We start from the raw sequence: 11,744 nt of genomic DNA, 5'->3' as shown, positions 1-11,744 counted from the left end.
AGGTTCTAGCAGCCTGTCGGACTTAGGTGCCCGTCTGCCTATACCACGCCGGCCCGCAGCAGATCGTGCATATTGAGCGCGCCCAGCAGCTTTCCCTCATCGTCCACCACCGGTAACGCGTTGATCTTGCCGGACTCCATTATCTTCAAAGCCTCCGCGGCCAACATGGCGGGGCGGGCGGTGATGCCGCCCTGGTGCATGACCTCGGCAATCGGCAAGTTGGAAAAATGGAAGTCGCCGTGGTCCAAAAGGCGGCGCAGGTCGCCATCGGTGAAGATGCCGATCAGCCGCTCTTCGGCATCTACGACCGAGGTCATTCCCAGGCCCTTCTGGGTCATCTCCACCAGTGCCTCGGAAAGGCGTGCCTTTTCATGGACCCGCGGCGATGCTTCACCGGTATGCATCAAATCCTCGATTCGCAACAGCAGACGCCGGCCCAGTGTGCCCGCCGGATGAGAACGGGCGAAATCCTCGGCGGTAAAGCCACGTGACTCCAGCAGGGCCACGGCCATGGCATCGCCCATGGCCAGGGTCGCAGTGGTACTGGCCGTCGGCGCCAGACCCAGCGGACACGCCTCTTTTTCCACCGAGACGTCGATGTGCACGGTTGCGGTCTGCGCAAGACGTGAAGCCGGTTTTCCGGTAAAGGCGATCATCGGAACGGCCAGCCGCTTGATGAGCGGCAGGATGGTCAGCAGTTCGTCGGTTTCCCCGGAATTCGACAGCGCCAGCACTAGGTCCTTGGGCGTGATCATCCCCAGATCACCATGGCTGGCTTCGCCGGGATGCACGAAAAAGGCCGGAGTGCCGGTGCTGGCCAGGGTGGCGGCAATTTTGGCCCCGATATGGCCCGATTTTCCCATGCCCGTGACTACCACCCGCCCTTCACAGGCCAACATCAGTCGGCATGCAGTGGCGAATTCACCATCAAGACGCTCCGCCAGACAGGCTACTGCATGGGCCTCGGTCTCAAGCACCGCGCGGCCCAGGTTGCAAAGACGGACGTCGTCGGCCGTTCGTGGTGTGCCAGTGTGCTGTTTCATGTCAAATGGCACTTTCAGAGCCATGCCTCCGGGTAGCCAAGCTCGGTGAGTTTGGCGCTGAGCTGACCCCGGTCCAGAGTATCCCCTTTTACGGTGACCGTGCCGCCCTCAACCATCACCTCGACATCGCTGACACCGGGTAACGCTTTTAGCCCGGTTTCGATATTGCTCGCGCAACCGGCACATTTTACGTTTTGCACGGTGAATTGTTCGGTCTGCATCGTTAACCTCTAATTTGTGAATTGTGCGGTCATCAGACGGCACCCTGAACGCTCTCATACAGCAGCCACATGTAGCCGACGTAGGCGGCTAGCAGGATACCGCCTTCGGTGCGGCTGATATGGCCGGGTTTACGGAATCCGTAGGCCATGGCGAACAGCGCTATGCTAAGGCCGATCATGATCGGGTAGTCGCGGGTGAGAACATCTCCCTGAAGCACGGCAGGGTGAATCAACCCGGGCATGCCCAGCACGGCCAGCAGGTTGAACATATTGGAGCCCAAGACGTTGCCGATAGCAATGTCGTGTTCTCCCTTCAACGCGCTCATGATCGAGGCAGCCAGTTCCGGGAGGCTGGTGCCCAGGGCGACGATGGTCAGCCCGATAATCAGATCCGGCACCTCGAGCCACTGGGCGATATTGACCGCGCCCCAGACCAGCAGCCGTGAACTGCCAACCAGCACCATTATGCCCACCACCAGCCAGAATATCGCCTTGGCGGTGCCCATTTCCGGAGGAAGTTCGTTGCTGTACTCGGCATCCAGCGGGTCGGCTTCCCCGCCAGCACGCTGCTGAAGGGCAAGGGTAACGATCCAGTAGATGACCAAGCCCATGCCCAGCACCAGGAGCGTACCATCAAGCCGCCCCAGGTGCCCGTCCAGCAGCAGTCCCAGAGCGATCAGCATTACCACCAGCAGTAGCGGGAATTCGCGGCGCAAGGTCTCCGAACGTACCGCAAGTGGCGTAATCACCGCCGTCGCGCCCAGCACCAGCGCAATGTTGGTGATATTGGAACCGATTGCGTTGCCGACCCCCATATCCGGGCTGCCGGCCCAGGCGGCAGTGGCGGATACCAGTATTTCCGGGGCGGAGGTGCCTACCCCGACCACGGTCAGGCCGATCACCATGGGTGTGATGCCCAGGTTGCGGGCGATTGCGGCTGCGCCTTCCACGAAGCGATCGGCACCCCACACCAGCAGGGCGAAACCGGCCAGTACGGCGAGTGAAGATGACAGCAGCATGACGTCTCCGGAAAGGGTCGTTAGGGCGCGCCGCCGGAATCGGGGCTGTCCAGGAACGAATCATCATCCAGGAAGGAATCGTCCAGAAACGGATCCGAGTCCATCATCGGCGGGCTGCCGTCGTGGACCAGGCTCTGTCGTCGCTGCAGGTAGGAATCCCGCATGAATCCGTAGGGATCCAGTGCGGCCTCCTCAAGCACGCGGCTGGCACGCAGCAGTCCGGCACGCGTATCCACCGCTTCCAGGCCAATCAGGCTCCAGCGGGTAGTCTCGTCATCCAACCGGTACACGGGATAGGCGTAGCCATCCGGGATCCGACCGAAGCCGTCGCGCAGCGTGCTGGGTCCGAGGAACGGCAGCACCAGATAGGGGCCGCTTCCCAGACCCCAGTAACCCAGCGTCTGTCCAAAGTCTTCGTTATGCTTGGGGAAATCCATTGGCGTGGCCACGTCGATAAGTCCGCCCAACCCCACCGTGGTGTTGAAGGTTATGCGGCCTGCGTCGGAGACCGCCTGCTTGAATTTGAACTGAAGCAGATTGTTGACGAGGTTGACCACGTCGCCGAGATTGCCGAAGAAATTGGAAATGCCGCGGTTGACCGGCCTGGGAAGCACATCCTGATAGGTCTGGGCGACAGGCTTGAGCAGCGTCCGATCAAAGGTGTCATTGAAACGGTAGACGGCTCGGTTGAAGCCTTCCAGCGGATCGTGGGGCTCCTCGGGCCAGGCTTCCTGTGCGCCGGCAGCGCCGGCAAGCAGAAACAGTACTCCGGCCATGGCCGTTGTGCGGGTTGGCAGCACCTGATTATTCCTTCTTTCCCGGACTCTAAGGACGCGCATTATCCGCAGGCGGGGGTGTGGTGATCAAGGCCGATGGCGACTTGGCGTGATTCTCTGCAAAGCTCCGGGTGTTCGGGAGGGCAGGTTTGTCCCGTCCAGGGCCTCTTGCTATGGAGCCAGAGCAGGGTAAACGCATACTCCCATTTTTGATGCCGGCGAGCGAACCAAGTCCTTGATAGCCGATACGCTGTGAATACGACCTACAGGGATGTAGGAAGTGAAGATGATGCAGGAGCAATCATCTTTCATCCGTGTATGCTCGAGGGCAGCATCCCTCGACAAGTGTGCTCCTGCATTGTCTAACACCGCCATCCCTGGCGGCGTGCTGCCGACGACCTGCTATCAAGGACTTACACCGCTCGCTTCAAAGTAGGCGGTTGCCCTGGGAGCCAGAGGCAGGCAGGTTATCATTGCCGCGGTTTACAGAATAGCAGGAGAACCTTCGTGCGGATTGGGGCCTATGGTTGGGACCATGACAGGTGGCAGGGGCGTTTTTACCCGGATGATCTGCCCGGGGATTGGCGCCTTGGCTATTACGCCGGTGAATTTTCGGCGGTGGTGGTGCCAGTGCCCGATTGGCTTGGACTGACTCGGGAGCGGGCCGACGAATGGCGTGATGATACCGGTGAAGACTTCCGTTTCTATCTGGAGTTGCCGAGCGAAGAGGCGGCATCGATCGATCCCGGCCGGTTGCTCGCACTTGCGGCGCTTGTGGGTGAACGCCTGGGTGGGTTCGTCGCCGATTCCGGGTGTGAGCCTCCCCCGCGGATTGCTTTTGGCGCAGGATGGGCCGAGCTTGCTCCGGTTTGTCTGATTGCCGCACCGGAGTATGCAGACGAGCGGGTGGATATCTGCTCGTCCGACGGAAGGAGTTGCCGCGGACCGGGGCGGCTGGCCATTCGGCGCTGCACAGGGAGCCGTGTCGAGTCGCGGGCACTTCGGGAAATGCTGGAGCTGCTTGCCGCCAGCGGAGCGGGAGAGGGGTTGCTGTGGTGCGGCCGGGAACCCGACGCCCTGGAGATGATGCATCAGGCACGGGTCATTGCCGATCTGCTGGGCGTATAGGGTCTCGTTACCCGTATTGTGACGCTTGTCCCAAGGCGGGGTTGCACCGTTGCTGCAGCCAGGGTAAGCGCATACCCCCATTTTTGATGCCGGCGAGCGAACCAAGTCCTTGATAGCCGGTACGCTGTGAATACGACCTACAGGGATGTAGGAAGTGAAGATTATGCAGGAGCAATCATCTTTCATCCGTGTACGCTCGAGGGCAGCATCCCTCGACAAGTGTGCTCCTGCATTGTCTAACACCGCCATCCCTGGCGGCGTGCTGCCGACGACCTGCTATCAAGGAGTGACACCGCTCGCTTCTAAAATATGCGGGGCCCTGTTGCTGCGGCATGGCGAGTTGACGCTCGGGCAGTCGATGTTAGACACTGTGCTGCTAACAAGAAAAAGGGGTTGGCATGTCCCCGGACATTGAGCCATTGGTGAGTATCCGCGACCTGCATTTCGCGCGCGGGCGCAAGACGATCTTTGACGGCGTGGACATCGATATCCGTCGCGGACAGGTCACCGCGATCATGGGGCCCAGCGGCACCGGCAAGACGACGCTGTTGCGCCTGATTGGTGGGCAGCTCCGGCCCGATAAGGGAAGCGTGCGCGTCGACGGCCTGGAAGTGCCGAAGCTCCGTACCCGGGAGTTGTACCGGCTGCGTCAGCGCATGGGCATGCTGTTCCAGAGCGGGGCACTACTCACCGATCTCAACGTCTTCGATAATGTGGCCTTTCCCCTGCGCGAGCACACCGATCTGCCGGAATCGATGATTCGGGACCTGGTGTTGATGAAACTGGAGGCCGTCGGTCTGCGAGGCGCGCGCGGGCTCACGACCGCTGAGCTTTCGGGGGGGATGGCACGGCGGGTAGCACTGGCCCGGGCGATTGCCCTGGATCCGATGATGATTCTGTATGACGAGCCGTTCACCGGGCAGGACCCCATCTCCATGGGGGTACTGGTCAAGCTCATTCGGGAGCTGAACGACGCCCTGGGATTGACCAGTGTCATCGTTTCCCATGACGTGCAGGAGACCTCGGCCATCGCCGATGACATCTACCTGCTTTCGGACGGCAAGGTGGTCGCCCACGGCAGCCCGGGCGAGCTCGAACACTACGATTCCGAGTGGGCCCGCCAGTTCCTCAAGGCCCTGCCCGACGGGCCGGTGCCATTCCACTATCCGGCGCCCGACTTCGCTGAAGACCTCCTGGCCGGGAGTGAAGGGGGCCGTGCATGGCAATAAAGGGACCCGCCGGCTGGTTCCAGGCTCTGGGCGCCAGCGCATTGGGCTTTTTCGAGCGGCTCGGACGCGGTCATCTTCTGCTGTTTTCGATCCTGGGTCGCCTGCCGGCCCTGGTGCCGCGTTTCGGACTGGTGGTGCAGCAGATCTACAGCGTCGGCGTACTCTCGCTGCTGATTATTCTGGTCTCGGGCCTCTTCGTCGGGATGGTGCTGGGTCTACAGGGTTACTACACGCTGGTGGATTTCGGGGCCGAGCAGTCCCTGGGGACCGTCGTGGCGCTGACGCTGGTGCGCGAGCTGGGACCGGTGGTGGCCGCGCTGCTGTTCGCCGGTCGCGCCGGATCGGCCCTGACCGCGGAGATCGGGCTGATGAAGGCGACCGAGCAACTCTCCGGAATGGAGATGATGGCGGTGGATCCCATCAAGCGGACGCTGGCCCCACGTTTCCTGGCGGGCTTTCTCTCCCTGCCTCTGCTGGCGGCGATTTTCAGTGCCATCGGCATCATGGGCGGCTATATCGTGGGGGTACAACTGCTGGGTGTCGATGAGGGTGCCTACTGGTCGCAGATGCAAAACAGCGTCAACTTTTGGGATGACATCATCAATGGTGTCATCAAGAGTCTGGCATTCGGCTTTGTGGCCTCGTGGATCGCGGTTTTCGAGGGTTATGACGCCGTACCGACCTCCGAGGGGGTGAGCCGGGCCACGACCCGTACGGTGGTTCACACCTCTCTGGCGGTGCTGGGATTGGATTTCATTTTGACGGCTTTGATGTTCGGGGAACCCTGATGCGGACGATTGAGATTTGGGTGGGAGTATTCGTGGCCGGTGGGCTGGCGGCGCTTTTCATGCTGGCAATGCAGGTGAGCAACCTGACGTCGGTTGGTGAAACGGACGGCTACGAGATCAAGGCCCGCTTCGACAACATCAGCGGGCTGAATGTCCGCTCGCCGGTCACCATGGCCGGTGTGCGTATCGGGCGGGTGGTCGATATCGACTTCGATGAGAAGACCTTCGAGGCGGTGGTCAGCATGCGCATCGAGTCGCAGTACGACCAGTTGCCCGAGGACAGCAGCGCCTCGGTATTCACCTCCGGCTTGCTGGGAGAGAAATATATCGGGCTGGAACCGGGCGGTGCGCTGGACAACCTTGCCGATGGGGACGTTATTCATCTGACACAGTCCTCACTGGTGTTGGAAAGGCTCATCGGCCAGTTCCTGTTCAGCCAGGGATCGGATGATTCGAAGGAGGGTGCAGAGCCATGAAACGGATTCGACGAATAGTGATCTGGGGCCTGACGGCATGGTTTTTGAGCGCGGGCCCGGTGGCGGCCCAGTCCCAATCGGCCGAGCAGGCGCAATCGCTGGTACGGGAGACCACCGATGCCGTGCTCTCCCGGCTCGAGTCCAAGCGTGAGGCCTTGCAGCAGAATCCCGAGGAGCTCTACGCCCTGATCGAAGACATTGTTCTGCCGCACTTCGATTTCGAGGCCATGTCGCGCCTTGTTCTCGCCCGGCACTGGCGTACCGCCAGCGAGGAGCAGCGTCGGCAGTTTGTGGAGGAGTTTCGGCGTCTTCTGGTGCGTACCTACGGCACGGCCCTTCTGGAATACAGTGGCGAGACGATCGATTATCGGCCGGTTCATGCCGGAGAGAATGCCGATCGGGTCAGCGTGCCCACCGAAGTCGTTTCGGACCAGGGCGGACCCTCGATCCCCATCGTATATCGGCTCCATCAGGCAAATGGCAAGTGGCTGGTCTACGACATCAGCGTGGACGGGGTTAGCCTGCTGCTCAATTACCGTAATGAATACAATACAGTAATCCGGCGGGAAGGAATGGATGCCCTGCTTGCGCGCATGTCCGGGAAGAACGGCCGGGCGCCTTCATGACGGCCGGCTTCAATGCTGATAACGGATCATGCCGGGTGGAAGGGGAGTTGACCTTCGAGACGGTGACGAAGGTCCTGAAACAGAGCGAGTCGGTGTTTAAAACTGATAGCGGCGATCTCACCATCGACCTTTCCGGTGTGACACGGGCCGACAGCGCGGGTGTTGCCTTACTGATGGAATGGATACGCCGGGCGCGGCAGGCCGGCCGGGAGCTCCGTTTTCGACAGGTCCCCGAACAGATGCTGGCGATTGCCCGCACCAGTGGAATGGAACCGCTGCTGCCAGTAGCATCGGCGGCAGCCGCGAAATCGCGTCCGGCAGGGCAGCAGGAGCGGCGGTAATCCCTCTTACTCCCTCTTACAGGCGGGACCCTTTCGCAACTCCGCCCGGAAACCGGCTCCCGCCGCTCCTCATTTTAAGGCAAAGTATGCGGCCGTCCTCATCCCGGATTCAGGACGGATGACAGGACCTTCGGGCGCGCGTTAAGATGGGCGGCTATTGTGGATTCTGGAGTCACTATGGAACCTGAAGCGGTTAAAGAGCTCATCGAAGCCGGGCTGCCGGGGTGTGATGTCACCGTCCAGGGCGATGGCAGTCACTTTGACGTCACCGCCATTGGCGAGGTTTTTGACGGGAAGTCGATGGTGGAGCAGCAGAAGATGATCTACGCCGCGTTAGGCGATCGGATCACCAGCGGCGAGATCCATGCGATAAATATCAAGTGCTACACGCCGGCCCAGTGGGCGACGGCGAGTAAGCTCAAGGTCGACTGAACGGAACGGACCTCTCTGCCGAATGGACAAACTTATTATTACCGGCGGCGCTGCTTTGAATGGTGAGATCCGCATTGCCGGCGCCAAAAACGCAGCGCTACCCATCCTTGCCGCCACTCTCTTGGCCGATGAGCCGGTGACGGTGTGCAATGTCCCCCACCTGCATGACATCACCACCACCATGGAACTGCTCGGCAATATGGGCGTCGAGCTGGTGGTGGATGAGAAGCTCAATATCGAGGTGCGCTCCTCAACCATTCGGAACTTCTACGCCCCGTATGAACTGGTGCGGACCATGCGTGCCTCCATTCTGGTGCTGGGGCCGATGCTGGCACGTTTCGGCAAGGCCGAGGTGTCGCTGCCGGGGGGCTGTGCCATTGGTTCGCGGCCGGTCAATCTGCACATCGACGGACTTCGGCAGATGGGTGCCGATATCCGCGTCGAAAACGGCTACATCAAGGCCTCCACTCCCGGCCGTCTGAAGGGCGCCAAGCTGATGATGGAACTGGTCTCGGTGACCGGTACTGAAAACTTGATGATGGCTGCGGCCCTCGCCAAGGGCACCAGTGTTATCGAGAATGCCGCACGCGAGCCGGAAGTGGTGGACCTGGCCTGCTGCCTGAATTCATTGGGTGCACGGGTCTCCGGCGCGGGTACCGACACGATCGTCATCGAGGGCGTGGAGCGCTTGCGTGGCGGAAGTTATAGCGTGCTGCCGGATCGCATTGAAACCGGCACCTACCTGGTGGCTGCGGCCATCAGTGGCGGTCGGGTCAAGCTCAAGGATACCCGGCCGGATCTTTTGGATGGTGTGCTTTCGAAGCTCACTGAAGCCGGGGCCGAAATCGAGTGTGGCGACGATTGGATCAGCCTGGACATGAAGGGCAACCGACCGCGTGCCGTCGACGTGCATACCGCCCCCTATCCGGCTTTCCCAACGGATATGCAGGCACAGTTTACGGCGATGAACTCGGTCGCCGAAGGGACGGCCACCATTACCGAAACGGTCTTCGAAAACCGTTTCATGCATGTGCAGGAGCTGCAGCGCATGGGGGCCAATATCCGGCTGGAGGGTAACACCGCCGTTATTCGCGGCGTCGAAAGGCTGACGGCCGCCCCTGTGATGGCAACCGACTTGCGCGCCTCCGCCAGCCTGGTCCTGGCCGGACTGGTGGCAGAGGGTGACACCATGGTGGATCGTATCTATCACATCGACCGCGGTTATGACTGCATCGAGGAGAAGCTCTCGCAGCTGGGTGCCTGTATTCGCCGCATTCCCGAACACCAGTATCAACGCTCGGCAATGCTGGATGTCATGCCATGAGCGAACCGCTGACCATAGCTCTCTCGAAGGGACGCATCTTCAAGGAAACGTTGCCGCTGCTTGCCCATGCAGGTATTGAGCCAGTGGATGATCCGGAGAAGAGCCGCAAGCTGATCCTGGATACCAATCGCGACGACGTGAAACTGGTGATCATCCGCGCCTCGGACGTGCCCACCTATGTCGAGTACGGGGCGGCGGACCTGGGGGTGGCCGGCAAGGACGTGCTGATGGAGCATGGCGGCGAGGGATTGTACGAGCCTCTGGATCTGAAAATCGCCCGTTGTCGCTTGATGGTAGCGGGACCGACGGATAAGCCGGAGCACGGCCGTCGCCTGAAGATAGCCACCAAATTTGTGAACAGCACCCGCCGTTACTATGCCCGCAAAGGCAAGCAGGTGGAGATCATCAAGCTTTATGGCTCAATGGAATTGGCACCGCTGGTGGGCCTGGCCGATTACATCGTCGACCTGGTCGATACCGGTAATACTTTGAAGGCGAACGGCTTGCAGCCACTGGAGCATATTGCCGATATCAGCTCCCGCCTGGTAGTGAACAAGGCCTCGATGAAGACCAAGCACGCTACCATCAAGCGATTCATCGACGACATTGCCCAAGCGGTGGAGAGCCGCGCCTAGGAACTATTCGTTCGAACTGCAAAGACGCCAAGAGCGCAAAGGCCAGTTGCAGAGCGGTGATACGCACCACGTTTAGGAAGCCTATTCGGGTTTGATGTTGCCAGGAGCCTGTCGGACTTAACACTGATCTACTGCGCAAAAGCCGGATTTGCCCATATTTTCGGATCTTTCTCGTTAAATAGACCCACTATTCGCCTCGAAAGATCGAAAAATCTGTCTCAAACCGGCATTCCCTCGCCAGATCGGTCAAGTCCGACAGGCTCCTGGCGTCAGCGTCCTCGCCGCTTGGCTCCAAGCCGTCCATCGAAAAGCATCTTGAGGCAGTTCTTTGCGGTCTTTGCGCCTTTGCGGTTAATAACACGAGTTGAAAGTAGCCATGCCGAATATCCGAAGGTTCGACACGAAGCAAGCTGATTTCTGGAGTGAGTTGGAGTCCCTGCTTTCCTGGGAGGGGGTCTCTGACGACAAGGTCAATGGCATTGTTCGCGACATCCTGAAGGCGGTCCGCGAGCGGGGCGATGCGGCGTTGGTCGAGTTGACCAATTGGCTGGACCGGATGGATGTCAAGAGCGTTCAGCAGCTGGAGATCCCCAAGGAACGGTTGGAGCGGGCGCTGGCCTCCATCTCCACCGAGCAGCGCCAGGCTCTCGAACTCTCCGCTAGTCGCGTTCGTGTCTATCACGAACATCAGAAGGGCGAATCGTGGAGCTACACCGAGCCGGATGGCACCCTGCTCGGTCAGCAGATCTCCCCCCTGGAACGCGCGGGCCTCTATGTGCCGGGCGGCAAGGCGGCCTATCCGTCCTCGGTACTGATGAATGGCATTCCGGCCAAGGTGGCCGGCGTTGGTGAGCTGATCATGGTGGTGCCGACCCCGGATGGCGAAGTCAACGACCTGGTTCTTGCCGCAGCGGCGGTGGTCGGAGTCGACCGGGTATTTGCTCTGGGGGGCGCCCAGGCCATTGCGGCCCTGGCCTACGGGACCGAAACGGTGCCCGCGGTGGACAAGATCGTCGGGCCGGGCAATATTTTTGTGGCGACCGCCAAAGGCATGGTCTACGGGACAGTCGGCATCGATATGATCGCGGGTCCCTCGGAAATACTGGTGATCTGTGACGGGGAGACGGACCCGGACTGGATCGCCATGGACCTGTTTTCCCAGGCCGAGCACGACGAAGATGCCCAATCGATCCTGGTTTGCCCCGACGGCGCCTTTCTCGACCGGGTCGGCGAAGCGATTGCACGGCTCCTGCCCACCATGGAGCGGGCGGAGATCATCCGTACCTCTCTGGAAGCGCGCGGGGCATTCATACAGGTGAAGGATATGGATGAGGCGGTGGATGTGGCCAACTTCATCGCCCCCGAACACCTGGAGTTGTCGGTTGCCGATCCGGAGGCGATGGCGCCTCGTATTCGACATGCCGGAGCCATCTTCATGGGCCGTTACACGGCTGAGGCGCTGGGCGATTACTGTGCCGGGCCCAATCACGTCCTGCCCACTTCGCGCACCGCACGCTTCTCCTCGCCCCTGGGCGTCTACGACTTCCAGAAGCGTTCCAGTCTCCTCATGTTCTCCCCCGAAGGCGCCTCGGAAATGGGTAAAATCGCTTCCACCTTCGCCCGCGGCGAAGGCCTCACCGCCCACGCCCGATCGGCCGAATATCGGATAAAGAAACATTAACCACGGGGTGCACGGGGAACACGGG

The 11,744-nt window shown here is 60.7% G+C and carries 14 protein-coding genes; 10 read left to right on the top strand and 4 right to left on the bottom strand.

Translation table 11 applies throughout. From position 1 onward, the window contains the following. Window positions 1-38: 38 nt before the first annotated feature. The 4 genes from Q7L05_RS03290 to Q7L05_RS03275 are packed head-to-tail and all read right to left on the bottom strand — an operon-like array spanning window position 39 to window position 3,083. Window positions 39-1,043 carry a KpsF/GutQ family sugar-phosphate isomerase gene (locus Q7L05_RS03290; protein WP_303901881.1) on the bottom strand — a complete coding sequence of 335 codons (1,005 nt, stop codon included), beginning with the start codon at window positions 1,041-1,043 and terminating at the stop codon, window positions 39-41. 14 nt (window positions 1,044-1,057) lie between these two features. Beyond that, window positions 1,058-1,264, bottom strand: a complete 207-nt coding sequence (locus tag Q7L05_RS03285) for a heavy-metal-associated domain-containing protein (protein WP_303901878.1) — start codon at window positions 1,262-1,264, stop codon at window positions 1,058-1,060. Between the two features lie 32 nt (window positions 1,265-1,296). Continuing rightward, window positions 1,297-2,283 carry a calcium/sodium antiporter gene (locus Q7L05_RS03280; RefSeq protein ID WP_317623082.1) on the bottom strand — a complete coding sequence of 329 codons (987 nt, stop codon included), beginning with the start codon at window positions 2,281-2,283 and terminating at the stop codon, window positions 1,297-1,299. Window positions 2,284-2,303: 20 nt separating this feature from the next. After that, the gene (locus tag Q7L05_RS03275) at window positions 2,304-3,083 is read right to left on the bottom strand and encodes an MlaA family lipoprotein (protein WP_303901876.1); all 780 of its coding nucleotides are present in this window, start codon (window positions 3,081-3,083) and stop codon (window positions 2,304-2,306) included. A gap of 483 nt (window positions 3,084-3,566) precedes the next feature. Here Q7L05_RS03275 and Q7L05_RS03270 point away from each other — a divergent pair, with 483 nt between their 5' ends. The 10 genes from Q7L05_RS03270 (at window position 3,567) to hisD (ending at window position 11,719) form a co-directional block, all read left to right on the top strand. Further along, entirely contained in the window at window positions 3,567-4,187 is a 621-nt protein-coding gene (locus Q7L05_RS03270; RefSeq protein WP_303901873.1) for a hypothetical protein, read from the top strand. Window positions 4,188-4,585: 398 nt separating this feature from the next. Further along, a complete protein-coding gene (locus tag Q7L05_RS03265) occupies window positions 4,586-5,416 on the top strand; it encodes an ABC transporter ATP-binding protein (RefSeq protein WP_303901870.1) in 831 nt (276 codons plus the stop codon). Next, window positions 5,407-6,204: a lipid asymmetry maintenance ABC transporter permease subunit MlaE gene (mlaE, locus tag Q7L05_RS03260; RefSeq protein ID WP_303901867.1), complete on the top strand. Its 798-nt coding sequence runs from the start codon at window positions 5,407-5,409 to the stop codon at window positions 6,202-6,204. Before Q7L05_RS03265 ends, mlaE begins: the two co-directional genes overlap by 10 nt. Then, window positions 6,204-6,680, top strand: a complete 477-nt coding sequence (gene mlaD, locus Q7L05_RS03255) for an outer membrane lipid asymmetry maintenance protein MlaD (protein WP_303901864.1) — start codon at window positions 6,204-6,206, stop codon at window positions 6,678-6,680. The genes mlaE and mlaD overlap by 1 nt, the downstream gene beginning before the upstream one ends. Further along, on the top strand, window positions 6,677-7,306 hold the full coding sequence (locus Q7L05_RS03250) for an MlaC/ttg2D family ABC transporter substrate-binding protein (RefSeq protein WP_303901861.1): 630 nt from the start codon (window positions 6,677-6,679) through the stop codon (window positions 7,304-7,306). Before mlaD ends, Q7L05_RS03250 begins: the two co-directional genes overlap by 4 nt. Further along, window positions 7,303-7,647: an STAS domain-containing protein gene (locus tag Q7L05_RS03245; protein WP_303901858.1), complete on the top strand. Its 345-nt coding sequence runs from the start codon at window positions 7,303-7,305 to the stop codon at window positions 7,645-7,647. The genes Q7L05_RS03250 and Q7L05_RS03245 overlap by 4 nt, the downstream gene beginning before the upstream one ends. A gap of 177 nt (window positions 7,648-7,824) precedes the next feature. Continuing rightward, window positions 7,825-8,079, top strand: a complete 255-nt coding sequence (locus tag Q7L05_RS03240) for a BolA family protein (protein WP_303901855.1) — start codon at window positions 7,825-7,827, stop codon at window positions 8,077-8,079. Window positions 8,080-8,101: 22 nt separating this feature from the next. Beyond that, window positions 8,102-9,403: a UDP-N-acetylglucosamine 1-carboxyvinyltransferase gene (gene murA / locus Q7L05_RS03235; RefSeq protein WP_303901852.1), complete on the top strand. Its 1,302-nt coding sequence runs from the start codon at window positions 8,102-8,104 to the stop codon at window positions 9,401-9,403. Then, on the top strand, window positions 9,400-10,038 hold the full coding sequence (hisG, locus tag Q7L05_RS03230) for an ATP phosphoribosyltransferase (protein WP_303901848.1): 639 nt from the start codon (window positions 9,400-9,402) through the stop codon (window positions 10,036-10,038). Before murA ends, hisG begins: the two co-directional genes overlap by 4 nt. A 376-nt stretch (window positions 10,039-10,414) precedes the next feature. Next, window positions 10,415-11,719, top strand: coding sequence for a histidinol dehydrogenase (hisD, locus tag Q7L05_RS03225; RefSeq protein ID WP_303901845.1), 1,305 nt, complete (start codon window positions 10,415-10,417; stop codon window positions 11,717-11,719). The last annotated feature ends 25 nt before the right edge of the window (window positions 11,720-11,744 follow it).

The sequence above is a fragment of the Thiohalomonas denitrificans genome (assembly GCF_016841685.1).
Lineage (GTDB): Bacteria > Pseudomonadota > Gammaproteobacteria > Thiohalomonadales > Thiohalomonadaceae > Thiohalomonas > Thiohalomonas denitrificans_A.
This window is presented reverse-complemented; position numbering and strand designations above follow the sequence as displayed.

What these genes read in the sequence shown, in the direction of transcription:
- Q7L05_RS03290 (WP_303901881.1), bottom strand. Translation starts at nt 1,043, where the DNA reads ATGAAACAGCACACTGGCACACCACGAACGGCCGACGACGTCCGTCTT.
- Q7L05_RS03285 (WP_303901878.1), bottom strand. Translation starts at nt 1,264, where the DNA reads ATGCAGACCGAACAATTCACCGTGCAAAACGTAAAATGTGCCGGTTGC.
- Q7L05_RS03280 (WP_317623082.1), bottom strand. Translation starts at nt 2,283, where the DNA reads ATGCTGCTGTCATCTTCACTCGCCGTACTGGCCGGTTTCGCCCTGCTG.
- Q7L05_RS03265 (WP_303901870.1), top strand. Translation starts at nt 4,586, where the DNA reads ATGTCCCCGGACATTGAGCCATTGGTGAGTATCCGCGACCTGCATTTC.
- mlaE (WP_303901867.1), top strand. Translation starts at nt 5,407, where the DNA reads ATGGCAATAAAGGGACCCGCCGGCTGGTTCCAGGCTCTGGGCGCCAGC.
- mlaD (WP_303901864.1), top strand. Translation starts at nt 6,204, where the DNA reads ATGCGGACGATTGAGATTTGGGTGGGAGTATTCGTGGCCGGTGGGCTG.
- Q7L05_RS03250 (WP_303901861.1), top strand. Translation starts at nt 6,677, where the DNA reads ATGAAACGGATTCGACGAATAGTGATCTGGGGCCTGACGGCATGGTTT.
- Q7L05_RS03245 (WP_303901858.1), top strand. Translation starts at nt 7,303, where the DNA reads ATGACGGCCGGCTTCAATGCTGATAACGGATCATGCCGGGTGGAAGGG.
- Q7L05_RS03240 (WP_303901855.1), top strand. Translation starts at nt 7,825, where the DNA reads ATGGAACCTGAAGCGGTTAAAGAGCTCATCGAAGCCGGGCTGCCGGGG.
- murA (WP_303901852.1), top strand. Translation starts at nt 8,102, where the DNA reads ATGGACAAACTTATTATTACCGGCGGCGCTGCTTTGAATGGTGAGATC.
- hisG (WP_303901848.1), top strand. Translation starts at nt 9,400, where the DNA reads ATGAGCGAACCGCTGACCATAGCTCTCTCGAAGGGACGCATCTTCAAG.
- hisD (WP_303901845.1), top strand. Translation starts at nt 10,415, where the DNA reads ATGCCGAATATCCGAAGGTTCGACACGAAGCAAGCTGATTTCTGGAGT.